Source organism: Methylobacterium sp. 13MFTsu3.1M2 (assembly GCF_900112625.1).
Classification (GTDB): Bacteria; Pseudomonadota; Alphaproteobacteria; order Rhizobiales; family Beijerinckiaceae; genus Methylobacterium.
In genome coordinates this window covers 173,622-196,254 of the sequence record NZ_FOMM01000004.1, presented here as the reverse complement: position 1 = coordinate 196,254, position 22,633 = coordinate 173,622, and the positions used below count along the sequence as shown (strand labels likewise).

Genomic DNA, 22,633 nt, shown 5'->3' with positions numbered 1-22,633 from the left:
GTCGCGGTGCCTCAGAGGGCTTCCGCACCCGAGATGATCTCGATGAGTTCCTTGGTGATCATGGCCTGACGCGTCCGGTTGTAGATCAGCGTCTGCTTCTTGATCATCTCGCCCGCGTTGCGGGTCGCCGAGTCCATGGCGCTCATGCGCGCGCCCTGCTCAGAGGCGGCGTTCTCCAGGAGCGCCCGGTAGATCTGCACCGTCAGGTTCTTCGGCAGCAGCGTCTCGAGGATCGCCTCCTCGGACGGCTCGAATTCCAGGGCGGCGTTGCCGGCCGCCGCCTTCGCGGTCGTGTCGACCGCCGGCAGCTCCGCGGGGATCAGGCGCTGCGCGGTCGGGATCTGCGAGATGACCGAGCGGAACTCGGAGTAGAACAGGGTCGCGACGTCGAACTCGCCGTTCTCGAAGCGGGTCAGGATCTTGTCGGCGATCGAGGCGGCGAACTCGTAATCCACCGGGCGGTTGCCGCGGATATCCATGCTCTCGACGATCTGGTCGCGGTACTGCCGGCGCAGCGCGTCGAGGCCCTTCTTGCCGACCGTCATGATCTTGACGGTCTTGCCCTCGGCGGCGAGCTTCTGGGCGTACTCGCGCACCGCGAGGCGGACGATCGACGAGTTGAACGCGCCGGCGAGGCCGCGGTCGCCGGTGCACACCACGAGCAGGTGCGTCTGCTCGGAGCCGGTCCCGGACAGGAGCCGCGGGGCGCCGACGCCGCCGACGAGGTTGCCCGCGAGGTTGCCGAGCACCGCCGACATCTTCTCGGCGTAGGGACGGCCCGCCTCGGCGGCCATCTGCGCCCGGCGCAGCTTGGCGGCGGCGACCATCTGCATGGCCTTGGTGATCTTCTGCGTCGCCTTCACCGAGGTGATGCGGTTGCGCAGGTCCTTCAAACTCGCCATCGGGTGAGGTCCAGGTCCGTTCTATGGGCCTCTCCTTCCCTCGGCGGGAAGGAGCCGGAAGTTCGGGCGGTGCGGCGGGGACCGGGATCCCCCCGCACCACCCAAGATCCCTCCCCGCGGGGAGGGGCCTCACATCAGCCGATCGACTTGGCGACGCTCTCGACGACGCTCTTCAGCTTGCCGGCGTTCTCGTCCGACAGGTCCTTGGAGGCGGCGATCGAGTCGAGCAGGTCCTTGTGCTTGGACCGCAGGGTGCTGAGCAGCGCATCCTCGAAGGGACGGACCTTGCTGACCGGCATCTTGTCCAGGTAGCCGTTCACGCCGGCGTAGATCACCGCGACCTGCTCTTCCATCTTCAGCGGCGAGAACTGCGGCTGCTTCAGGAGTTCGGTGAGCCGCGAGCCGCGGTTCAGGAGCGCCTGGGTGGAGGCGTCGAGATCCGAGCCGAACTGCGCGAAGGCGGCCATCTCGCGGTACTGCGCGAGCTCGCCCTTGATCTTGCCGGCGACCTTCTTCATCGCCTTGGTCTGGGCCGAGGAGCCCACCCGCGACACCGAGAGGCCGACGTTCACCGCCGGGCGGATGCCCTGGTAGAACAGGTCGGTCTCGAGGAAGATCTGGCCGTCGGTGATCGAGATCACGTTGGTCGGGATGTAGGCCGAGACGTCGTTGGCCTGGGTCTCGATGACCGGCAGCGCGGTCAGCGAGCCGTTGCCGGCGGCGTCGCCCATCTTGGCGGCGCGCTCGAGCAGGCGGCTGTGGAGGTAGAACACGTCGCCCGGATACGCCTCGCGGCCCGGCGGGCGGCGCAGCAGCAGCGACATCTGGCGGTAGGCCACGGCCTGCTTGGAGAGATCGTCGTACACGATCACGGCGTGCATGCCGTTGTCGCGGAAGTACTCGCCCATGGCGCAGCCGGCGAACGGCGCGATGAACTGCATCGGGGCCGCGTCGGACGCCGTCGCGGCGATGACGATGGAGTACTCCAGCGCGCCCTGGTCCTCCAGGACCTTCACGAACTGGGCCACCGTCGAGCGCTTCTGGCCGATAGCGACATAGATGCAGTAGAGCTTGGCCTTCTCGTCACCGCCGGCGGTGTGGCCCGGCTTCTGGTTCAGGATCGTGTCGAGGGCGATTGCGGTCTTGCCGGTCTGGCGATCGCCGATGATCAGCTCGCGCTGGCCGCGGCCGACCGGGATCAGGGCGTCGATCGCCTTGAGGCCCGTGGCCATCGGCTCGTGCACCGACTTGCGCGGGATGATGCCCGGGGCCTTGACGTCGACGCGGCGACGCTCGGTCGACTGGATCGGGCCCTTGCCGTCGATCGGGTTGCCGAGGGCGTCGACGACGCGGCCGAGCAGGCCCTTGCCGACCGGCACGTCCACGATGGCGCCGGTCCGCTTGACGGTCTGGCCTTCCTTGATCTCGCGGTCGGAGCCGAAGATCACGATGCCGACGTTGTCCTGCTCGAGGTTCAGGGCCATGCCGCGCACGCCCGACTCGAACTCGACCATCTCGCCGGCCTGGACGTTGTCGAGGCCGTAGGCGCGGGCGATGCCGTCGCCGACGGACAGGACCTGCCCGACCTCGGAGACCTCGGCCTCCTCGCCGAAGTTCTTGATCTGCTCTTTCAGGATCGCGGAGATCTCGGCGGCGCGGATGTCCATACTCGGGCCTCTGTCGCTGATGCGTCTATGCGTGTTCGGGTCGGATGGGGGCGCTTACCGCGCGGCCCGCATCGCGAGGCGGATACCGTTGAGCTTGGTCTTGAGAGAGGCGTCGACCATGCGCGAGCCCATCTTCACGACGAGGCCGCCGATCAGGCTGGGATCGACCACGAGGTCGACGGCAACATCGGCCTTGGCGATGTCGCGCAGCGACGCCTTGATCTCCTCGATCACCGCGTCGGAGGGCTTCTCGGCCACCCGGACCTGAGCGCGCACGATGCCCTTCGAGTCCTGGACCAGGGTCCGGAACGCGTCGATCATGTCGGGCAGGGCGAAGAGCCGGCGGTTCGAGGCCGCGAGGCGGATGAAATTGCCGGCGAGGCCGCCGATGCCCGCCTTGTCGAGCACGGCGCCGATGGCGGCCGCCTGCTCCTCGGCGCTGAAGACCGGGCTGCGGACGAGGCGGCGGAGATCCGCGCTCTCCTTCAGCAGCGTGTCGAATTGATCGAGAGACTCGGCGACCGCGTCGACCTGGCGCTCGTCGCGCGCGAGCTCGAACAGGGCGGAAGCGTACCGGCCCGCCACGCCTGCGACCAGGGGACCAGCCTCGGAACCGTTCTGCGCCACCCGTCGCTCTCTTCTCTGGTTGCCCGTCCGCTCCGCGCGCTCCGGCTGGAGCGCGGTGCGAGACCGTTCGGGACGTGGGATCGCGCCGGCAACGGACAGGTCGAGAACTGTCCTCGCGGCGCGGCGACCGCCTAGCATGCCAGCATGGCCGCGCGCAACACGGCAGGCGCCCGTCGCTGCGCGTCAGGACGGCGGAAGTGTGACGCGGGTCCCGCCTCAGCAGGCGAGCCGGTCGCAGCGCCGCACGCTCGCGATCATCTTGGCCATGGCGCCGGCGCCGGGATGCCCGAGGATCCCGCTGTTGCCGATCACGTAGGACGGCGTCGCGTAGAGGCCGAGATCCGCGGCCATCCGCATCTGGCTCTTCAGCGCCGCGCGCACCTCCTCGCTGTCGGCGATCTCCTCGACCTCCCCCTGCGGGATCCCCATCGTGGCGGCGACGGCGAGCGCGCCGGGCCCGTCGATGCGGCCGGGCTTGCCCAGCAGCGTCTGGTAGAAGCGCCACGCGGCCTCGGAGCCGAGCTTGCGCTGCACCGCCAGCATCACCTTGGCGGCCTGGGCGGATTGCGGCGACAGGATCGGGTTGTGGACAAGCCCGATCCGCAGCTCCGGATCGCTGTCGTGCAGGGCGACCACGTCGGCGGCCGCCTTCCGGCAGTACGGGCAGTTGAAGTCGAAGAACTCGTAGAGCGTGGTCCCGGCATCCCGCGGCCCGACATAGGTCACGCCGCGCAGGGCCGGGATCTGCCCGGTGATCTCGCCCGGCAGGATCGAGTTCGCCACCGCGCGCCCGTCGTCGCCCGTCACCGCGACCCGCTGGCCGTAGGATTGCGCGGAGGCGCCGGTCAGGCCGGCACCGAAGGTGGCGGCTGCGGCGAGCAGGAGACGTCGCGAGACAGGCTTCGAAACAGGCATGGGACTCGTCCGGGGCATCGCTGTCCCGCTCCGGCCGCGCCGAAGCGGAGCCGGACCAGAACCAGGGGGTCGAGTCGGTTTCATGGCCGAGCGGCCGTGAACGTCGCGCTACCGCGCGGCGGGCGCGGCCTAGCGCAGCCCCTTCGGCCGGTCGCCGGTCGCCCAAGCCAGGGCCTGCTCGAGCCGGTCGTTGCCCCAGAACAGCTCGCCGTCGTCGACCAGGAACGTCGGCGCCCCGTAGATCCCGCGGGAGCGCGCCTCCTCGACGCTGACCCGCAGCTTCGTCTTGTTGGCCTCGGCGGCGGCGGCCCGCACGGTCTGCGTGCCGTCGAGCCCGAGCGAATCGAGGATCTCCGCGACGGCCGCCGGCTCCGCGATCGAGCGGCCCTCGGCGAAGCTCGCGGTGAAGACCGCCTTCGAGAACGGCACCAGCCACGGCTGGTCCTGGCCGAGGATCGCGACCCGCACCGCGCTGAGGCTGTTCTGCGGGAACTGGGCGGGGCGCGTCACCGGCGGCAGGCCGAGGCTGGCGGCCTCGCGCTCGACGTCGCGCCACATGTTCTTGCCCTTGGCCGCGTAGAGATTGAACGGCGAGGTGGTCCAGCCCTGCGCGGCGAAGAGCGGCCCGACCAGGAAGGGGCGCCACCGGATCGCCACGTCCGCCTCGGCGGCGGCGGCCTCGACGCGCATGGCCGCGAGGTAGGAGTAGGTGGAGGCGAATTCGTACCAGAACTCCAGAATTGGCTGGCGCGCCATAGACTTCGCTTCTCCGATGCACTCTCGCGGCGATGACGACCTGCAACGCCCGCGCCGTTTCTGACACAACCGCAAGGCCGTCGTGAGGCGAAACGCGGCCGATCCTCCGGCATCTCGGCTACGCGCGAGGCGGCGCGCCGGTTGCAGGCCGGTGACACCCGCGATAAGCCGCAAACGCCGAGCCAGATCCCTCGCCCAGTTCCGGAAGTCCCATGTCCGTTCCCGCGAAGAGCCCCGTGAAGAAGGTCGTGCTGGCCTATTCCGGCGGCCTCGACACATCGATCATCCTGAAGTGGCTGCAGACCACCTACGGCTGCGAGGTCGTCACCTTCACGGCCGATCTCGGCCAGGGAGAGGAGCTGGAGCCCGCGCGCCGCAAGGCGGAGCTGCTCGGCATCAAGCCCGAGAACATCTATATCGAGGACCTGCGCGAGGAATTCGTCCGCGACTACGTCTTCCCGATGTTCCGGGCGAACGCCGTCTACGAGGGCGTCTACCTGCTCGGCACCTCGATCGCCCGGCCGCTGATCGCCAAGAAGCAGATCGAGATCGCCGAGCGCGTCGGCGCCGACGCGGTCTGCCACGGCGCCACCGGCAAGGGGAACGATCAGGTCCGGTTCGAGCTCGGCTACTACGCGCTGAAGCCCGACGTCACGGTGATCGCGCCCTGGCGCGAGTGGGACCTGCGCTCGCGCGAGCAGCTCATCGCCTTCGCCGAGCAGCACCAGATCCCGATCGCCAAGGACAAGCGCGGCGAGAGCCCGTTCTCGGTGGACGCCAATCTCCTGCACGCCTCCTCGGAGGGCAAGGTGCTGGAGGATCCGGCCGTCGAGGTGCCGGACTACGTCTACTCGCGCACCCTCTCCCCAGAGGAGGCGCCCGACCAGCCGACGGTCATCACGATCGGGTTCGAGCGCGGCGACGCCGTCTCGATCGACGGCGAGGCTCTGTCGCCCGCGAGCCTGCTGACCAAGCTCAACGAGCTCGGCCGCGCCAACGGCATCGGCCGGCTCGACCTGGTGGAGAACCGCTTCGTCGGCATGAAGAGCCGCGGCATGTACGAGACGCCCGGCGGCACGATCCTGCTGCCGGCGCACCGCGCCATCGAGTCGATCACGCTGGACCGGGGGGCCGCGCACCTCAAGGATCAGCTCATGCCGCAATACGCCGAGCTCATCTACAACGGCTTCTGGTTCTCGCCGGAGCGCGAGATGATCCAGGCCCTGATCGACAAGAGCCAGGAGAAGGTCACCGGCACGGTGCGGCTGAAGCTCTACAAGGGCGGCGTCCACGTGATCGGCCGCGAGAGTCCGCACTCGCTCTACGACCAGGACCTCGTGACCTTCGAGGAGGGCGCCGTCGCCTACGATCACCGCGACGCGGCGGGCTTCATCAAGCTCAACGCCCTGCGCCTGCGCACCCTGGCCCAGCGCAAGAAGCGCGAGGGCTGAGCCCGGTGCCGGTCGCCGCCGCGCGGGCGGCCGCGACCGGAGGTAGCCGTCAGGCGGGGAGCCAGCGCTCGGCGGCCCGACGGAAGTCGCCGGGCCCGAGATCGGCGTAGCGCAGGAAGATCTGCAGGGCCGGCTGCAATTCGCGATGGAGGCGCACGAGCCGCGTCTCCGCGTCCTCGTCGTCGTTCGCGGCCGCGCCCGGCACGGCGGCGAGAAGGCGCTTCATCGCCGCGGTGTAGGCGCCGTCCGCGCCGTAGGGCCGCTCCGGGTCGACGCGCGGCACCCCCTGCTCGGCGTTCCACCCGATATTCAGCTGCGGGATCAGCGCGAGGTGCTCGGGCGTCACCGCGAAGGTGATGACGTCCGGGGTCTCGCCGGTGGCCGCGTCCCGGAAGACGTCGCCCACGGCGCCCGGATCGAGCTTGGCCAGACCGTTGTGGTACTGGTACCGGCCCGGCTTCAGCTGCCCGTTCTGGACGAAGACGGCGAGGCCGTCCTCGAGCGACCGGTGCTCCTCCTCGGCGCCCTCGTCGTCGCCGGTGACGTTGGCGATGTCGCCGTCGCGGTCGAGGCTGCCATAGGGGGCGGCCGGGTGGATGGTCGGCGCCCCCGGCTCGGCGCCGTCCCAGGCGACGACCATCCGGCGGATCAGGGCGATGCGCTCCAGGCTCAGGTCGTAGACGGCATCGCTCATCGTGTATCGGTCCCGGCTCTCACGCTTGGAAGGCCCGTCTTACAGAGGCGAGTCGCCCCCTGCTACCGCCGCAAGCAGCCCGTGAGGCCGTCGATCTGTCCCATCATCGCCTGGATCCGCGCGGCCCGGCGGCGCACCCCGGGAGAGGGCCGGCCGGCGCTGCGGGTGATCGGGTTCGGCAGCACGGCGGCGAGCAGGGCGGCCTCGTTGCGGGTCAGCCGGCTCGCGTCCTTGCCGAACCAGTGCCGGCTCGCGGCCTGCGCGCCGTAGATCCCGTCGCCCCACTCGGCGACGTTGAGGTAGATCTCCATCATCCGGCGCTTGCCCCAGAGCGTGTCGAGCGCCAGCGCCAGCGGGATCTCGATGGCCTTTCGGATGTAGGAGCGGCCGGGCCACAGGAAGACGTTCTTCACCGTCTGCATGGCGATCGTGGAGGCGCCGCGGCTCGGGGAATCCTCGTCCTCGACCACGTCGCGGATCGCGCCGAAATCGACCCCGTGATCCAGGCAGAAGCGCTGATCCTCCGAGGCGATCACCGCCTGCGGCAGGACCGGCGCGATGGCGGAGAGCGGGACCGGATCCCGACTCACCGGCTGAAGCGTCAACCACCGTCCCAGCATCAGGGTCGACGGCGGCATCACCGCGCTATAGACGAGCGCCAACGTCAGCGCGAGGACGAACCCGACGGCGGGGAGCAGCAGCAGCGCTCCCACAAGCTGTCGGACGCGACGGGAACGGCGCGGGCGCGCGAGCGGGAGGTCGCGACCTGCCGTCTCCCGCCTGCGTCGAGCCCCGTCCACCGTGAGTCCGTCCCCGCCCAACTGACACCCGATTGGTTTTCGCAAGGCCAGGACCGGACGTAAGCCCGATGACCCCGACCCCCTCAACGCAGGCACCGACCGGTTCGGTCAAGGCAGTCACGCCGGCCGCCGATTTTACCCACAGGTTGACGGAGGTCGCCGGCACGGTCGAGACCTTCCTGGTCGAGCGGCTCGGCCCCGCGGTCGGCGCCGGCGAGATCGCGCGGCCGCCCCGCCTGATGGAGGCCATGCGGCACGCCGTGCTCGGCGGCGGCAAGCGCCTCCGGCCGTTCCTGGCCATCGAGACCGCCCGGATGCTCGGCGGCTCCGAGGCCGCCGCGCTGGCGGCCGGCGCCGGCGTCGAGCTGGTCCACTGCTACAGCCTCGTCCACGACGACCTGCCGGCGATGGACGACGACGACATGCGCCGCGGCAAGCCCACGGTCCACAAGGCCTACGACGAGGCCACCGCCATCCTCGTCGGCGACGCCCTGCAGACGCTGGCCTTCGAGATCGTGGCCGACCCGACCTGGCAGCCGGATGCGCGCATCCGCGCCGACCTCGTGCTCGGCCTCGCCCGGGCCTCGGGCCTCGGCGGCATGGTCGGCGGCCAGCTCCTCGACCTCACCGCCGAGGGCCGGTTCGGCGCGGCCAACATGGACGTGGACGACACCCTGCGGATGCAGGCGATGAAGACCGGCGCGATCCTGGCCTTCTCGGTGGAGGCCGGCGCGATCGTCGGCGGTGCCGACAAGGACCAGCAGGCCGCACTCCTGCGCTACGGCCTCGCCCTGGGGCAGGCCTTCCAGATCGCCGACGACATCCTCGACCGGGAGGCCTCGCCCGAGGCCATGGGCAAGGCCACCGGCAAGGACAAGGATGCCGGCAAGGCGACGCTCGTCGACCGTCTCGGCATCGACGGGGCCCGCGCCGAGTGCGACCGCCTCGTCGGCGTCTGCGAGGACGCGGTGTCGTCCTGGGGGGAGGGCGCCCGCGTCCTGCGCGACGCCGCCCGCTTCACGGTCGCCCGCAAGACCTGATCGCGCCGGGCGGGGGAAACCCGGCCGCCGCCTCGGGCGGCCGGGCCGGGCCCGGCGGCCCGACCTCCGCGAACACTGCGCCACGACCACGCGAGGCACGCCACAAGCGATCGCGGCACCGCCGGATCGACACCCTCCGCGAGGCGGACCCGCGCCGTCCCGATCGGGGCCATCCGAACCGGAGGCGGGGCCGCGGAGCGCGCGGCGCCGGTCAGAGCCGGTTGGTCTTGTTGTGGACGTCGAGGCACACGGCGGCGAGCAGGACGACGCCCTTGATCACCTGCTGCCAGTCGACGCCGATCCCCAGGATCGACATGCCGTTGTTCATGATGCCGATGATGAAGGCGCCGATCACGACACCCGAGACCTTGCCGATGCCGCCCGCCGCCGAGGCGCCGCCGATGAAGCAGGCCGCGATCACGTCGAGCTCCATGCCGACGCCGGCCTTCGAGTTCGCGGTGTTGAGCCGGGCGACGAAGATCATGCCGGCGAGGCCCGCCAGCGCGCCCATGTTGGCGAAGGTCAGGAAGGTCAGCCGCTCGGTCTTGATGCCCGAGAGGCGCGCGGCCTTGATGTTCCCGCCCAGCGCGTAGATCCGGCGCCCGATCGTCGTCCGCGTCGTCACGAAGCCGTAGAGCGTCACCAGCGCCAGCAGCGCGAGGAGCACGTTGGGCAGGCCCCGGTACGCGCTCATCTGCCAGGCGAAGGCCAGGATCAGGATGGCGGTCACGCCGTTGCGGCCGATGAACGCCGCCGGGGACTCGGCCGGGCTCCCGTTCCGCAGCCGCGCCTGCCGCCGTCGCCAGTTCAGCCCGGTCAGCGTCGCGACCAGCGCGGCGGCGATCAGGACGGCGGTCCAGGGTCCGGCGCCGTTGACGAGGAAGCCCTTGGCGAGGAGCTGGAACACCTCCGGGAACGGTCCGATGGAGGCCCCCTGCAGCAGCACCTGCGTCAGGCCGCGGAACACCATCATGCCGGCCAGGGTGACGATGAAGCTCGGGATGGCGAGGTAGGCCACGAAGTAGCCCTGCAGACCGCCGATGACCGCGCCCACCGCGAGGCACAGGAGGGCCGCAGAGAACGGGTCGACGTGGAAGCGGACCATCAGCAGGGCGGCGAGCGCCCCCACGAAACCGACCACCGAGCCGACCGACAGGTCGATATGCCCGGCCACGATGACCAGCAGCATCCCGAGCGCCATCACGACGACGTAGCTGTTCTGGAGGATCAGGTTGGTCAGGTTCAGCGGCTGGAACAGGACGCCGCCCGTCGCGACCTCGAAGAACAGCGTGATCGCCGCCAGCGCGACGACGAGCCCGTAGGCGCGCAGCTGCGCCATCGGCAGGCGGCCGCGCCCGGCCCGGACTTCGCCCGCGGCGGCGGCCGGGATGAGGTCGCTGCCGGGGCTCACGGACTTGCTCACTGTGATGTCGGTCATCCGTTCGGCCCCCTGGAGCGCATGATGGCGCGCATGATCGCTTCCTGGCTGGCCTCGGCGCGGTCGAATTCGCCCACGAAGCGCCCCTCGTTCATCACGTAGATGCGGTCGCAGAGGCCGAGCAGTTCCGGCATCTCCGAGGAGATCAGGAGGACGCCGCGGCCGTCCTCGGCCAGCTCGTTGATGATGCCGTAGATCTCGTACTTCGCGCCGACATCGATGCCGCGGGTCGGCTCGTCGAGGATCAGCACCTTGGGCCGGGTGAACAGCCACTTGCTCAGCACGACCTTCTGCTGGTTGCCGCCCGACAGGTTCACGGTCTGCTGCGTCACCCCGACGGAGCGGATGCGCATCTTGGTGCGGTAGCCGGTCGCGACCCGGTGCTCGGCCGCCTCGTCGATCACCGCGGCGGTGGAGATCCCGGGCAGGTTCGCCAGGGTGGTGTTCCGGGCGATGTCCTCGCCCAGCACGAGCCCGAGCTGCTTGCGATCCTCGGTGACGTAGGCGAGGCCGGCCGCGATCGCCCGGTCGATGGTCGAGACGTCGACCTCGACACCCTCGATCCGGACCGTGCCCCGGATGTCCCGGCCGTAGGACCGGCCGAAGAGGCTCATGGCGAGCTCGGTCCGGCCCGAGCCCATCAGGCCCGCGATCCCGACGATCTCGCCCCGGCGCAGGCTCAGGTCGACGTCGCGCACCACCGCCCGGTCGGCGTGGACGGGGTGGTGGACCGTCCAGTCGCGCACCTCCATCAGCACTGCGCCGATCCGCGGCGTGCGGACCGGGTAGCGGCTCTCCAGCGTGCGGCCGACCATCGCCCGGATGATGCGGTCCTCGTCGATCGCGCCGCCGCGGCAGTCGAGGGTCTCGACGGTGCTGCCGTCGCGCAGGACCGTGATCCGGTCGGCCACCTTGGCGATCTCGTTCAGCTTGTGGGAGATCAGGATCGAGGCGATGCCCTGCGCCTTGAAGCGCAGCAGGAGCTGCAGCAAGGCCTCACTGTCGGTCTCGCTCAACGACGCGGTCGGTTCGTCGAGGATCAGGAGCTTCGCCTCCTTAGAGAGCGCCTTGGCGATCTCCACGAGCTGCTGCTTGCCGACCCCGAGATGGGTGACGAGGGTGTCGGGGCTCTCGTCGAGCCCCACCATCGCCATCAGCGCGCGGGCGCGGGCCTGGACACGATCCCGGTCGATGACCCCGAACCGGGCCGGCTCGTTGCCGAGGAAGATGTTCTCGGCGATCGACAGGTACGGCACCAGGGCGAGTTCCTGGTGGATGATCACGATGCCGAAGCGCTCGCTGTCCGTGATGTCCCGGAAGCGGCCCGGCCGCCCCTCGTAGGTGATGTCGCCCGTGTACGACCCGTAGGGATACACGCCGCTCAGCACCTTCATCAGCGTCGACTTCCCCGCGCCGTTCTCGCCGACCAGGGCGAGGATCTCGGCTGGCTCGACCGTCAGGTTGACGTCGGAGAGGGCCTTCACGCCGGGGAAGGTCTTGGTGATTCCCCGCATTTCGAGAATGGGCTGCATGCGGCGCCTACCAGCTCGGACTTCACGTTCGGCCCGCGCGACGGTCGTCGCGGCGGGGATCGGATCGGGCGGAGCGACCGGGCTCCGCCCCGGCATCGGTCACTTGAGCTGGTCGAGCGCGTAGTAGCCCGTGTCGATCAGGGCCGGCTTCCAGTTGGCCCGGGTGACGATCACCGGCGTGAGCAGGTAGGACGGGACGATCTTCTTACCGTTGTCGTAGGTCTTCACGTCGTTGACCTCGGGCTGCCGGCCCGCCTCGATGGCGTCAATCATCGCCACCGTCACCTTGGCCAGGTCCCGGGTGTCCTTGAAGATCGTCGCCGTCTGCTCACCGGCGATGATCGACTTGACCGATTGCAGCTCGGCGTCCTGGCCGCTGATCACCGGCAGCTTCACGCCGCCCGACCCGTAGCCCACGCTCTTCACCGACGAGAGGATCGCCGTGGAGATGCCGTCGTAGGGCGAGAGCACGGCATCCAGATGTGCGTTGCCGTAATAGGCCGAGAGCAGGTTATCCATCCGCGCCTGGGCGGTCGCGGCGTCCCAGCGCAGGGTGGACACCTTGTCCATGCCGAACTGGCCCGAGCGCACAACGAGCCTCTTCGCGTCGATGTAGGGCTTCAGCACCGACAGGGCACCGTCGTAGAAAAAGTATGCGTTATTGTCGTCGGGCGAACCGCCGAACAGTTCGATGTTGAAGGGCCCCTTCCCGTCCTTCAGGCCGAGGGCGTCGACGATGGATGTCGCCTGCTGAACGCCAACCTTGTAGTTGTCGAAGGTGGCGTAGAAATCGACGTTCGGCGTCCCCCGGATGAGCCGGTCGTAGGCGATGACCCTGACGCCGTGCTCGCTCGCTTTCGACAGCACATCGCTGAAGTCGTGCCGTCGATGGAAGCGATCACCAGGATCTTCACGCCGGTGGTGAGCATGTTCTCGATCTGGGCGAGCTGGGTGGGGATGTCGTCGTCCGCGTATTGCAGATCCGGCTTGTAGCCCTTGGCCTTCAGAAGCCTGACGATGTTGTTGCCGTAGTCGATCCAGCGCTGCGACGACTTGGTCGGCATGGCGACCCCGATCGAATCCCCGCCGGCCGCCTGCGCGGATGTCGCGGCGGACACGCCGAGGAGCGACAGGCCCAGGATGTATTTGAGAACCGTCTGCCTGGCGATCATAATCCCCCCTACCGCTTCACAGCCGGATTTCGACTTCACTCGAAGCGAGTCCGTGCTTCCGTTATTGTCGATTGACTATTTTTTATAGTTACAACGCAATGTTGGACTTACCCAGTCTATGGCCGACACCCATCCACTGCCCGTCCGAAGATCCCTGCGGGAGCCGATCCGGCAAGCTTGGCCGGGTTGGCAGGCAGAGGCGCGATTCGGGCGCCGCCGGCAGCCTCTTCGAGGGCCAAGCCCGCACCTTGAGAAGCTCGGGCATTCAATTTGTATGAGTTATAGAAGGGGCCGTCAATCGGCACGCGCGGCGCCCCGTCTCGCGGCGCGGTCTCAGGTGTGTGTGTGGAGCGCGCCGCGGGTTCAGGCCCGGATTCGATCGCCGGTCGGCGCGATGGGGTCGCGCGGGCCACGGGGCGCGGCCGGCCGATCGGCACGGCGGCGACGACCGGTCCGCCCGATCGGATCCGGGCAGGCCGGATCCCGTGTCCGCAACGCCAAGCAGTTCAGCGCGGCGTCGCCGCGCGGGCCCGGAAACCGCGGTGTTTCAGCCGCGGCCGACGAACGGCATCTTGGTGGCCATGATGGTCATGAACTGCACGTTGGCCTCCAGCGGCAGGCTCGCCATGGACAGCACGGCCTGACCGACATGGTCCGGATCCATCACCGCCTCGGCCCGCAGGGAGCCGTCCGCCTGCGGGACGCCGGCCTTCATCTTGCCGCCCATGGGCGTGTCGGCGTTGCCGATATCGATCTGGCCGCAGGCGATGTCGTAGGCCCGGCCGTCGAGGGAGGTCGCCTTGGTCAGCCCGGTCACGGCGTGCTTGGTCGCCGTGTAGGCGATGGAGTTCGGTCGGGGCGCGTGGGCCGAGATCGAGCCGTTGTTGATGATCCGGCCGCCCCGGGGATCCTGGTCGCGCATGATCCGGAAGGCGTGCTGCGTGCACAGGAACAGCGCCGTGAGGTTGGTGTCGACCACCTGCCGCCAGGTCTCGAGGGGCAGATCCTCCAGCGGGACCGCCGGAGCGCCGATCCCGGCATTGTTGAACAGCAGGTCGAGCCGGCCGAACTCCGCCTTGGTGCGCGCGAACAGGGCGGCGATCGAGTCGGGATCGGTCACGTCGGTCGGGACCGCCACCGCCCCGTGACCGATCCGCGCGGCGACCTCCTCGAGGGGAGCCTGACGCCGTCCCGAGAGAACGACGCGCCATCCGGCGTCGGCGAGCGCCAGGGCGGCGGCCTTGCCGACACCCGTCCCGGCCCCGGTCACGATCGCGATCCGCTCAAGCCCCGACATGCGTTCCTCCCGGTTCCGGTGTTTCACCGCCTGTAGCGGATGGCCGCCGCCGCGCGAAGGCGTCGGCGTTTCAGATGCGGGCCGCGGTCACGGGGCGTACCGGCGGCCGCCATGCGCTATGGTGGTCGAAAGACACGGGGACGGGAACGGAACGATGGGGCAGGGTTCGTCGGCAGGCCTGCGCGGGACGAGCGACGCGGCGGTCCCGGCGTGAGCGCCCCCGAGATCCCGTTCCTCGCCGGCCTCGACGCGCCGGCAATCGCGGCCGTGCGGGCCCGGATGGAGCCTGTGGCGGTGCCGGGCGGCCGGACCCTGTTCGAGCAGGGCGAGACCGGGGACGCCCTGTACACGCTGGTCTCCGGCGCGGTCGGCGTCTCGGCCCGCGACCATGCCGGGCGGCCGACCCGGATCGCGCGCCTGCGGCCGCCCGAGACCTTCGGCGAGATGGCCCTGCTGTCGGACGCCCCGCGGGCGGCGACCGTTATGGCGCTGCGCGATTCGCACCTCCTGCAACTCACCCGCGACGCCTTCGAGGCGGTGATCGCCGAGCACCCGCACACGCTCCTCTACTTCGCCCGGATGCTCGCCGACCGCCTGCGGGCGATCTACAACGGCCACTCGGTCCACCACGCACCGCGGATCTTCACGATCCTGGCCGTGACCGAGGGGCCCGATCCGGCGCGGGTGGCGCGGCAGCTCGCCGCCGCCTTCGACGCCCTGCTGCCCGGGAAGACCGGCTGCCTCACCGACTGGCCGGAGGGCGCCGACGAGGCGTGGTTCCAGGCCTTCGAGGGCGCCCACGCGCGCACGATCTTCGCGGCGCACGACATCGACTGCCCCTGGTGCCGGCAGAGCCAGCGGCGGGGCGACCATGTCCTGCTCCTCGCCGAGCCCGGCGCGCCGCCGCGGCCGGGCGCGGCGGCCTATCTCGACCGGGTGCGCTCCGACTGGATCCGCATGGACCTCGTCGTGCGCCAGGACCCCGCGGCCCGGCGCCCGAAGGCCCTGCATCCGGAGGTTGCCGCGCTGCCCGCGGCGATGCGCATCCAGGTCCGGGACGGCGACCGGGGGGATCTGCATCGCCTCGCGCGGCTCGCCAGCGGATCGGCGCGCGGCCTCGTCCTCGGCGGCGGCGGGGCGCGGGGGCTCGCCCATCTCGGGGTGCTCAAGGCCCTCGACGAGGTGTCCTGCGCGCCCGACTTCGTGGGCGGGACCAGCATGGGCGCGATCATCGCGGCGAGCCTCGCCATGGGCTGGAGCGTCGCGGAGATCCAGGCCCAGATCGAGGCGTTCTTCGCCACCAGCAACCCGATCAACGACTACACGCTGCCGCTGCACGCGTTGACCCGCGGCGCCAAGGTCGATGCCGGCCTCGCGGCGCGCTACGGCGGCGTGCGCATCGAGGACCTCTGGCTGCCGTTCTTCTGCGTCTCGTCGAACCTGACGACCGGCAACACCATGGTGCACCGCTCGGGCGAGCTGCCGAAGGCCCTGCGCGCCAGCATCGCGATCCCCGGCCTCCTGCCGCCCGTGCTGTGCGACGAGGGCGTCCTGGTCGACGGCGGCATGATGAACAACCTGCCGGCCGACGTCGCCGCCGGGCTGGAGCGCGGCCCGGTGCTGGCCGTCGATGTCGGGACCGACCGGGCGTTCCAGGACATGCCGCGGCGCGGGTGGAGCGGACGGCTCATGCGCAGGCTGATCGGCTCGCCGCTGGCGATGCCGGGCCTGGCCCCGCTGCTCCTGCGCGCCGCCACCGTGTCGAGCGACGCGCAGAGCCTGATGGCGGCGGCCCACGCGACCGCCGTGCTGAAGCCGCAGCTCTCCGGCATCGACCTGCGGGCGTGGTCGCGCTTCCGGGAATCGGCGGAGCTCGGCTACCGGGAGACCCGCGCGGGCATCGCGACCGGGACCCTCGCGCGCTGGCTCGATCCGATGCGCTGAACGGGTGCGCTGACCCGGTGCGCTGAGATGTCCGCGTGCGGCGGCGCACGCGCGGCGCCCGCGGCCCTGTAACCCGGACCATCCGCCGACGATCTCCGGTGCAACACGTCATCGGGAGACCGGAACCATGACCCATCCTGCCAAGACCCCGACCGGCGCCGTGCCCGGTTCCGCGCGGGACCGGCGCGCCGCAGCCGACCATTCCGGGCCGCACGCCCTCCTGCACGGCGCCGCCTTCGTGCTGCTGTGCCTCTGGACGCGGACCGCGCCGGAGCGTCTGCGCGACCAGCTCTCCCCGGACGCCGGCGACGGCGCCGCGCTCGGCTTCTGAGCGGATCGGACCGGAGGATGCGCGCGTTCTCCGCCGCGGGGGGGCCCGACATGACGGAGCGCGCGCGAGGATGACCGTCGCGGGAGTGAGGTTTCACCGGATCGCCCTGCCGGAGGTCGGCCTGCACGTGGCCGAGGCAGGCCCCGAGACGGGGCCGCCGACCATCCTGCTGCACGGCTTCCCGGAATCCTGGTACGGCTGGCGCCACCAGATCGGGCCGCTCGCCGAGGCGGGGCTGCGGATCATCGCACCGGATCAGCGCGGCTACGGCCTCAGCGACAAGCCGGCGGGGATCGCCGCCTACCACCTGGACCGGCTGGCCGGCGACGTCCTGGCCCTGGCCGACGCCTACGGCGCGCCCACGGTGCGGCTCGTCGGCCACGACTGGGGGGGCCTCGTCGCGTGGTGGGTGGCGAGCCGCTACCCCGAGCGGATCGACCGGCTGGCGATCCTCAACGCGCCGCATCCCGCGATCGTCGGCACCTACATGCGCCGCCATCCCGGTCAGTGGCTGCGCAGCACCTATGTGGGCCTCTTCCAGCTCCCGCGCCTGCCCGAGCGGCTGCTCACGGCGGATCGCGGCCGGGCCCTGCGGCGCGCGCTGACAACCTCCAGCCGGCCCGGCACCTTCGCGCAGGCCGATCTCGACCATTACGTCGCGGCGTGGCTCCAGCCCGGCGCGATGACCGGCATGCTGAACTGGTACCGGGCCCTGGTGCAGCTGCCCCGGGCGCGGCCGCCGCGGGTGCGCGTGCCGGTGCTGATCCTCTGGGGGCGACGGGACACGGCGCTGCAGCCCGGCTTGGCGGAGGCGAGCCTCGCGTACTGCGACGCCGGCCGGCTCCGCTGGTACGAGCGGGCCAGCCACTGGCTCGCCCACGAAGAGCCCGAGGCGGTCAACGCCGACCTCGGCGCGTTCCTCCGCTAGCCGCCTTGCACCCGCGTGAAAGCGGGCCGGTCCACGCGGGCAAGTTGTAGAGCGATATTCAATGCACGGCCGGATCTCGCAAGTCTCCGCGCCGGCGCGTGCGGACGCGCGTCGGGCGGTGCGGTAATCCGTTCGCTTCTCGGAAGCCACGTACTATTTTTCGCTCGCCGCTCCGGAACATGACGAGCACTTGTCACTTGGTGGTGGCCCATGAGGGCTGATCGGAGCTACTCCACGATGTCTTTTCGTTCTTTCCTGACCGCGGGTGTGGTCTTCGGCGGCCTCCTGGCCGGAACCGTCGCGTCGCAGGCCGCGCCCGCGATCGCGCAGCCCGGCTTCGCCGGATCCGACATGGTCGAGACCGTGGCGATGCATCGCCACCACCGCATGCATCATCACCGGATGCACCGCCATCACTCGACCCGGCACGAGCGCCGGATGCGGCGCATGAACACGATGCGCCACGGCAACCCGAACGCCCGCAACCCGTCGCGCCCGGGCTACCAGCAGCAGCTCGGCAACACCACGGGCGGCCCGCGCTACTGACATCGCGACCGCGCCCGGATCCCGCGCAGGCTGTGGCGGATCCGGGCGCCATCCACCGGCGATGCGGCGTCCGGGCGCCTTCTCCCCAGGCGCATCGGTTCGCCCGGCCTGATTCGCCGGCGTCGCTCTGCTAAGAGGCGGCATGGCCAGAACCGCCGTCCGCCCCGCCGCCGACACGACGCCCACGCCCGGCCTGGACCCGGCCGGCGCGACGCCGATGATGGCGCAGTACATCGAGATCAAGGCCGCCAATCCGGACTGCCTGCTGTTCTACCGGATGGGCGACTTCTACGAGCTGTTCTTCGAGGACGCCGAGATCGCGTCCCGGGCCCTCGGCATCGTCCTGACGAAGCGCGGCAAGCACGCGGGCGGCGAGATCCCGATGTGCGGCGTGCCGGTCGACCGGTCCGACGACTATCTCAACCGCCTCATCGCCCTCGGCCACCGCGTGGCGGTGTGCGAGCAGACCGAGGATCCGGCCGAGGCCAAGAAGCGCGGGCCGAAATCCGTGGTCCGCCGCGAGGTCGTGCGGCTCGTCACCCCCGGCACGATCACCGAGGACCGGCTCCTCGACCCCGCCCGCGCCAACCTCCTCCTGGCCATCGGCCGCCGGAAGACGGGGGAGGGGGCGGTCGCCTACGGCCTCGCCGCGGTGGACATCTCCACGGGCCGCTTCTCCCTCAGCGAGGTCGCGGGCGGCGACCTGTCCGGCGCCATCGCCCGGCACGACCCGCGGGAGATCGTCCTGTCGGAGGCGATCCACGCCGATCCGGCCCTCGCGCGCCTCTGGCAGGAGAGCCGCGCGGCCGTCGTACCCCTCGCGCAGGCCGAGCTCGAGCCCGCGGCCGCCGAGCGGCGCCTGCGCGAGCAGTACGGGGTCTCGACCCTGGAGGGGTTCGGCCAGTTCACCCGGGCCGAGATCGCGGCCGCCGGGGCGGCGCTGCTCTACATCGCCCGCACGCAGCTCGCGGCCCGTCCGCCCCTGGCGGTCCCGACCCGCGAGGATGGCGGGGCCACCCTGGCGATCGACGCGGCGACGCGGACCAACCTCGAACTCACCCGCACCCTATCGGGGGAGCGCGCCGGGAGCCTCCTCGCCACGATCGACCGGACCGTGACGGCGAACGGGGCGCGGCTGCTCGCCGAGCACCTCGCGGGCCCGTTGACCCATCTCGACGCCATCGCCCGGCGGCACGCCGCGGTGGCGTACCTGGTGGAGGACGCGCGCCTGCGCGGCTTCCTGCGCGACGCCCTGGCCCGCGCGCCCGACCTCGCGCGGGCGCTCTCGCGGACGGGGCTCGGTCGCGCGGGTCCTCGGGACCTCGCGGCGATCCGCGACGGCCTCGCGGTCGCGGCGGATCTCGGCGCGCGCCTCGCCGCCATGCACGGCCTCCCGGCGGAACTCGCCCGGCTGGCCGAGCATCTGGCCGAGGCCGACCGGGCGCTCATCGCGACTCTGGCGGCGGCGCTCGCCGACGAGCTGCCCCTGAGCCGGCGCGACGGCGGATTCGTCCGCACGGGCTACCACCCGGAGATCGACGAGGCGCGCACCCTCGGACAGGATTCCCGCAAGGTGATCGCGGCCCTTCAGGCGCGCTACGCCGAGCAGACCGGCTGCCGGACCCTGCGGATCAAGCACAACAATCTGCTGGGCTACTTCATCGAGGTCCCGCAATCCGTCGGCGAGGCCTGCCTGAAGGGCCTGCAGAGCGAGTTCGTCCATCGCCAGACCATGGTGGACGCGATGCGCTTCACCAGCGTCGAGCTGGGCGAGCTCGAATCGAAGATCTCGGGCGCCTCCGACCGGGCCCTGGCCCTGGAGGCCGCCGTCTTCGACGACCTCGCGGCCCGCGTGCTGGCCCAGGCCGAGCCCGTCGCCGAGGTGGCCGAGGCGCTGGCCGGGCTCGACGTGGCGGCGAGCCACGCGGAACTCGCCGTCGAGCTCGACTGGCGGCGTCCCGTGGTCGACGACTCGCTCAGCTTCGTCGTGGTCGGCGGCCGCCACCCGGTGGTCGAGGCGGCCCTGCACCGGGCCGGCGAGCCGTTCATCGCCAACGACTGCGACCTGTCCGGCGACACGCGCGGCCGGATCCGCCTGATCACCGGCCCCAACATGGGCGGCAAGTCGACCTTCCTGCGCCAGAACGCGCTGATCGCGGTGCTCGCCCAGATCGGCGCCTTCGTGCCGGCCGCGGAGGCGCGGATCGGCCGGGTCGACCGGCTGTTCTCCCGCGTCGGCGCCGCCGACGACCTCGCCCGTGGGCAATCGACATTCATGGTCGAGATGGTCGAGACCGCGGCGATCCTCAATCAGGCGACCCGGCGCTCCCTGGTGATCCTGGACGAGATCGGCCGCGGCACCGCGACCTTCGACGGCCTGTCGATCGCCTGGGCCTGCCTGGAGCACCTCCACGAGGTGAATGCCTGCCGGGCGCTGTTCGCCACGCATTTCCACGAGCTGACGGCGCTGGGCGACCGGCTGGCGCGGCTGGAGAACGCCACCCTCAAGGTGGCCGAGCACCGGGACGGCGTCGTGTTCCTGCACGAGGTCGTGCCGGGCGTCGCCGAGCGCAGCTACGGGCTGCAGGTGGCACGGCTCGCCGGCCTCCCGGGCAGCGTCGTGACCCGGGCCGGGGCGATCCTCAAGAGCCTGGAGAAGGCCGAGCGGGGCCGCCCCGCCCGCGCCCGGATCGACGACCTGCCGCTCTTCGCGGCCCTCGCGCCACCCCCGCCGCCGGAGCCGCCGCCGGAGGATCCGCTGGGCGCGCTGCTCGACGGGATCGACCCGGACGCGCTGACGCCGCGCGAGGCGCTGGACGCGCTCTACCGGCTGAAGCGCGAGCGGGCGGCGCGGGGCTGAGACCCGTGGGCCGCGCGCCGGGGGCCTGACCCGAAGAACCTCAGACGGGCGCGGGCGAGAACCCGTCCGGGCAGGCCGGCCCGTCGCGGCCGGCCCGGCGATCGGCCACGTAGTCGAGGGTGCTGGCCACGACGCGCTCGGAATAGGGCTTGGCGATCACCCCGATCGCGCCGGCGAAATCGGCCGGGATGCGCTTGGCGTTGGCGGTCATGAACACCACGGTGGTGCGCCGGTCGGCCGAGAGCGCCCGGGCCACGTCGATGCCGGTCGGGCCGTCGACGAGGTGGATGTCGACGAGGGCGACGTCGGGCGCCGTGGACCGGCCCATCGCGATGGCCTCCGTCGCGTTGCCGGCGACGCCGACGGTGACGTGCCCGAGATCGTCCAGCAGGCATTCCAGCTCGAGGGCGATCAGGGCCTCGTCCTCCACCACGAGGATGCGGAGGGCGGCGTCCGCGGCGGCGTTCCCGGTCCCCATGCGCTCTCCGTTGTCCGGCCCCGCGGCCGACGAGCTTGATGCCTCCACGTCGATTTCTCAAGCCGGCTGCTGGAGCGGGATGTCGATCTCGACGGTCGTGCCCGGGCCGGCATCCGCCCAGGCGATGGTCCCGCGCATCTGCCGGACCACCATCTCCACGAGATTGCGCCCGAACCCCGCCGGGTTCGGGGCCGCCGCGGCGACGCCGACGCCGTCGTCGCGGATCGTCATGTGCATCCCGCCATCGGTGCGGCGGGCGACGATCGACACGCGCCCCTCGCGCTCGCCCGGAAAGGCGTGGCGCAGGGCGTTGGCCGTCAGTTCGTGGATCATCAGCGCGAGAGGCGCCGCCATCGCGGCGGCCACCGCGATCGGCTCGACATCGGCCTCCACCCGGCGCCGCTCCGGGTCCAGCCCGGCATTCATGTCGGCCAGGAACTCGGCCGCGAAGTCGCCGAGGTTGAAGTGCGTGCAGTCGCCTTCGGAGTAGAGCATCCGGTGGGCGGTCGAGAGGGCGCCGATCCGCTCCGCCATGCCCTGGAGCGCGTCCCGCGCCTCGCCGTCGGGAGTGCGCCGGGCCTTCAGGAGCATCAGCGAGGAGATCACCTGGAGATTGTTCTTCACCCGGTGGTCGACCTCGTGCAGCAGGGCGGTCTTCTGCTCCAGCGCCGATGTCAGGTCCTGGGTCCGCGCCGCGACGAGGCGCTCCAGCTCGTCGTTGGTGCCGCGCATCGACACTTCCATCTGGTGGACATGGGTCATGTCCGCCTGCGCGGCGTAGAAGTAGGCGAGCCCCTCAGCGTCGCGCACCGGCGTGATGGTCATCGCGTTCCAGAACGACGACCCGTCCTTGCGATAGTTGAGCAGCTCCACCGAGATTGCCTCGGCGGACTCGACGGCCGCGCGGATGCGCTGGATCGTCGACCGGTCCGTGGCCGGCCCCTGCAGCATGCGGCAGTTGCGCCCGACGATCTCGTCGGCGGCGTAGCCGGTGGCGTTCAGGAAGGCGTCGTTCGCCCAGGCGATCGGGTTGTCGGGCGCGCGCGCATCGGTGATGACCATCGGCGACGGGCTCGACGCGAACGCGTCGACCAGCGTCGCGAGGGGCGGACCGGTCTCGGATCGGGCACTCAACGCATCATTCCACAGTCAGGCGGTGGCCCCGTTCGTCCGGCGGCGCCACCATCGCGCTCCGACCGCGGGACGTGGACACCGCGTTAAGCAAGCTTCTACCAAGATTGGGGCGCAAGACAGC

Annotated in this window: 19 protein-coding genes and 1 pseudogene; 7 read left to right on the top strand and 13 right to left on the bottom strand. The window is 71.0% G+C overall.

All coding sequences use genetic code 11. The features are described from left to right. Positions 1-11: 11 nt before the first annotated feature. The 5 genes from BM314_RS04330 to BM314_RS04310 all read right to left on the bottom strand — a co-directional run bounded on the left by BM314_RS04330 (position 12) and on the right by BM314_RS04310 (position 4,867). Positions 12-902 (bottom strand): F0F1 ATP synthase subunit gamma, encoded by an 891-nt coding sequence (locus BM314_RS04330; RefSeq protein WP_056522491.1) that lies wholly within the window; start codon positions 900-902, stop codon positions 12-14. Positions 903-1,036: 134 nt separating this feature from the next. Beyond that, positions 1,037-2,569 (bottom strand): F0F1 ATP synthase subunit alpha, encoded by a 1,533-nt coding sequence (gene atpA / locus BM314_RS04325; protein WP_091977076.1) that lies wholly within the window; start codon positions 2,567-2,569, stop codon positions 1,037-1,039. 54 nt (positions 2,570-2,623) lie between these two features. After that, positions 2,624-3,196 carry a F0F1 ATP synthase subunit delta gene (locus BM314_RS04320; RefSeq protein ID WP_020093499.1) on the bottom strand — a complete coding sequence of 191 codons (573 nt, stop codon included), beginning with the start codon at positions 3,194-3,196 and terminating at the stop codon, positions 2,624-2,626. A 216-nt stretch (positions 3,197-3,412) separates the two neighbouring features. Further along, positions 3,413-4,111 (bottom strand): DsbA family protein, encoded by a 699-nt coding sequence (locus tag BM314_RS04315; protein WP_091977075.1) that lies wholly within the window; start codon positions 4,109-4,111, stop codon positions 3,413-3,415. 129 nt (positions 4,112-4,240) lie between these two features. Further along, a complete protein-coding gene (locus BM314_RS04310; protein WP_091977073.1) occupies positions 4,241-4,867 on the bottom strand; it encodes a 2-hydroxychromene-2-carboxylate isomerase in 627 nt (208 codons plus the stop codon). A gap of 212 nt (positions 4,868-5,079) precedes the next feature. On the opposite strand from BM314_RS04310, the gene BM314_RS04305 reads away from it, so the two are divergent. Continuing rightward, positions 5,080-6,318: an argininosuccinate synthase gene (locus BM314_RS04305; protein ID WP_020093496.1), complete on the top strand. Its 1,239-nt coding sequence runs from the start codon at positions 5,080-5,082 to the stop codon at positions 6,316-6,318. A gap of 49 nt (positions 6,319-6,367) precedes the next feature. Here the strand turns inward: BM314_RS04305 and BM314_RS04300 are convergent, their stop codons facing one another. After that, on the bottom strand, positions 6,368-7,012 hold the full coding sequence (locus BM314_RS04300; protein ID WP_091977071.1) for a hypothetical protein: 645 nt from the start codon (positions 7,010-7,012) through the stop codon (positions 6,368-6,370). Between the two features lie 62 nt (positions 7,013-7,074). After that, a complete protein-coding gene (gene mtgA, locus BM314_RS04295; protein WP_244539837.1) occupies positions 7,075-7,725 on the bottom strand; it encodes a monofunctional biosynthetic peptidoglycan transglycosylase in 651 nt (216 codons plus the stop codon). 155 nt (positions 7,726-7,880) lie between these two features. On the opposite strand from mtgA, the gene BM314_RS04290 reads away from it, so the two are divergent. Then, positions 7,881-8,852: a polyprenyl synthetase family protein gene (locus tag BM314_RS04290; protein ID WP_026604982.1), complete on the top strand. Its 972-nt coding sequence runs from the start codon at positions 7,881-7,883 to the stop codon at positions 8,850-8,852. Positions 8,853-9,063: 211 nt separating this feature from the next. On the opposite strand, the gene mmsB is transcribed toward BM314_RS04290, so the two are convergent. The 4 genes and pseudogenes from mmsB to BM314_RS04270 all read right to left on the bottom strand — a co-directional run bounded on the left by mmsB (position 9,064) and on the right by BM314_RS04270 (position 14,291). Next, on the bottom strand, positions 9,064-10,191 hold the full coding sequence (mmsB, locus tag BM314_RS04285; RefSeq protein WP_244539843.1) for a multiple monosaccharide ABC transporter permease: 1,128 nt from the start codon (positions 10,189-10,191) through the stop codon (positions 9,064-9,066). 95 nt (positions 10,192-10,286) lie between these two features. Further along, positions 10,287-11,822 carry a multiple monosaccharide ABC transporter ATP-binding protein gene (gene mmsA, locus BM314_RS04280; protein WP_091977068.1) on the bottom strand — a complete coding sequence of 512 codons (1,536 nt, stop codon included), beginning with the start codon at positions 11,820-11,822 and terminating at the stop codon, positions 10,287-10,289. A 99-nt stretch (positions 11,823-11,921) separates the two neighbouring features. Then, positions 11,922-12,994 (bottom strand): annotated as a pseudogene (chvE, locus tag BM314_RS04275) (multiple monosaccharide ABC transporter substrate-binding protein). A gap of 547 nt (positions 12,995-13,541) precedes the next feature. Further along, the gene (locus BM314_RS04270; RefSeq protein WP_056522513.1) at positions 13,542-14,291 is read right to left on the bottom strand and encodes an SDR family oxidoreductase; all 750 of its coding nucleotides are present in this window, start codon (positions 14,289-14,291) and stop codon (positions 13,542-13,544) included. A gap of 210 nt (positions 14,292-14,501) precedes the next feature. On the opposite strand from BM314_RS04270, the gene BM314_RS04265 reads away from it, so the two are divergent. The 5 genes from BM314_RS04265 to mutS all read left to right on the top strand — a co-directional run bounded on the left by BM314_RS04265 (position 14,502) and on the right by mutS (position 20,900). Beyond that, positions 14,502-16,235, top strand: a complete 1,734-nt coding sequence (locus BM314_RS04265) for a patatin-like phospholipase family protein (protein WP_091977067.1) — start codon at positions 14,502-14,504, stop codon at positions 16,233-16,235. Between the two features lie 127 nt (positions 16,236-16,362). Then, the gene (locus BM314_RS04260) at positions 16,363-16,566 is read left to right on the top strand and encodes a hypothetical protein (RefSeq protein WP_091977064.1); all 204 of its coding nucleotides are present in this window, start codon (positions 16,363-16,365) and stop codon (positions 16,564-16,566) included. A gap of 70 nt (positions 16,567-16,636) precedes the next feature. Beyond that, positions 16,637-17,494 carry an alpha/beta fold hydrolase gene (locus tag BM314_RS04255; protein ID WP_091977063.1) on the top strand — a complete coding sequence of 286 codons (858 nt, stop codon included), beginning with the start codon at positions 16,637-16,639 and terminating at the stop codon, positions 17,492-17,494. Positions 17,495-17,731: 237 nt separating this feature from the next. After that, complete coding sequence (locus BM314_RS04250; protein WP_026604979.1) at positions 17,732-18,040, top strand: hypothetical protein; 309 nt, start codon at positions 17,732-17,734, stop codon at positions 18,038-18,040. 142 nt (positions 18,041-18,182) lie between these two features. Continuing rightward, positions 18,183-20,900 (top strand): DNA mismatch repair protein MutS, encoded by a 2,718-nt coding sequence (mutS, locus tag BM314_RS04245; RefSeq protein ID WP_091977061.1) that lies wholly within the window; start codon positions 18,183-18,185, stop codon positions 20,898-20,900. Positions 20,901-20,940: 40 nt separating this feature from the next. Here mutS and BM314_RS04240 read toward each other — a convergent pair whose 3' ends face one another. Together BM314_RS04240 and BM314_RS04235 are read right to left on the bottom strand one after the other, a co-directional pair. After that, positions 20,941-21,378 carry a response regulator gene (locus BM314_RS04240; RefSeq protein ID WP_020093483.1) on the bottom strand — a complete coding sequence of 146 codons (438 nt, stop codon included), beginning with the start codon at positions 21,376-21,378 and terminating at the stop codon, positions 20,941-20,943. A 57-nt stretch (positions 21,379-21,435) separates the two neighbouring features. Beyond that, positions 21,436-22,512 (bottom strand): histidine kinase dimerization/phosphoacceptor domain -containing protein, encoded by a 1,077-nt coding sequence (locus BM314_RS04235; protein ID WP_091977059.1) that lies wholly within the window; start codon positions 22,510-22,512, stop codon positions 21,436-21,438. Positions 22,513-22,633: the final 121 nt, after the last annotated feature.

Coding starts and splice junctions, on each gene's coding strand:
- BM314_RS04330 (WP_056522491.1), bottom strand. CDS start 902: ATGGCGAGTTTGAAGGACCTGCGCAACCGCATCACCTCGGTGAAGGCG.
- atpA (WP_091977076.1), bottom strand. CDS start 2,569: ATGGACATCCGCGCCGCCGAGATCTCCGCGATCCTGAAAGAGCAGATC.
- BM314_RS04315 (WP_091977075.1), bottom strand. CDS start 4,111: ATGCCTGTTTCGAAGCCTGTCTCGCGACGTCTCCTGCTCGCCGCAGCC.
- BM314_RS04310 (WP_091977073.1), bottom strand. CDS start 4,867: ATGGCGCGCCAGCCAATTCTGGAGTTCTGGTACGAATTCGCCTCCACC.
- BM314_RS04305 (WP_020093496.1), top strand. CDS start 5,080: ATGTCCGTTCCCGCGAAGAGCCCCGTGAAGAAGGTCGTGCTGGCCTAT.
- BM314_RS04300 (WP_091977071.1), bottom strand. CDS start 7,012: ATGAGCGATGCCGTCTACGACCTGAGCCTGGAGCGCATCGCCCTGATC.
- BM314_RS04290 (WP_026604982.1), top strand. CDS start 7,881: ATGACCCCGACCCCCTCAACGCAGGCACCGACCGGTTCGGTCAAGGCA.
- mmsB (WP_244539843.1), bottom strand. CDS start 10,191: ATGGCGCAGCTGCGCGCCTACGGGCTCGTCGTCGCGCTGGCGGCGATC.
- mmsA (WP_091977068.1), bottom strand. CDS start 11,822: ATGCAGCCCATTCTCGAAATGCGGGGAATCACCAAGACCTTCCCCGGC.
- BM314_RS04270 (WP_056522513.1), bottom strand. CDS start 14,291: ATGTCGGGGCTTGAGCGGATCGCGATCGTGACCGGGGCCGGGACGGGT.
- BM314_RS04260 (WP_091977064.1), top strand. CDS start 16,363: ATGACCCATCCTGCCAAGACCCCGACCGGCGCCGTGCCCGGTTCCGCG.
- BM314_RS04255 (WP_091977063.1), top strand. CDS start 16,637: ATGACCGTCGCGGGAGTGAGGTTTCACCGGATCGCCCTGCCGGAGGTC.
- BM314_RS04250 (WP_026604979.1), top strand. CDS start 17,732: ATGTCTTTTCGTTCTTTCCTGACCGCGGGTGTGGTCTTCGGCGGCCTC.
- mutS (WP_091977061.1), top strand. CDS start 18,183: ATGGCCAGAACCGCCGTCCGCCCCGCCGCCGACACGACGCCCACGCCC.
- BM314_RS04240 (WP_020093483.1), bottom strand. CDS start 21,378: ATGGGGACCGGGAACGCCGCCGCGGACGCCGCCCTCCGCATCCTCGTG.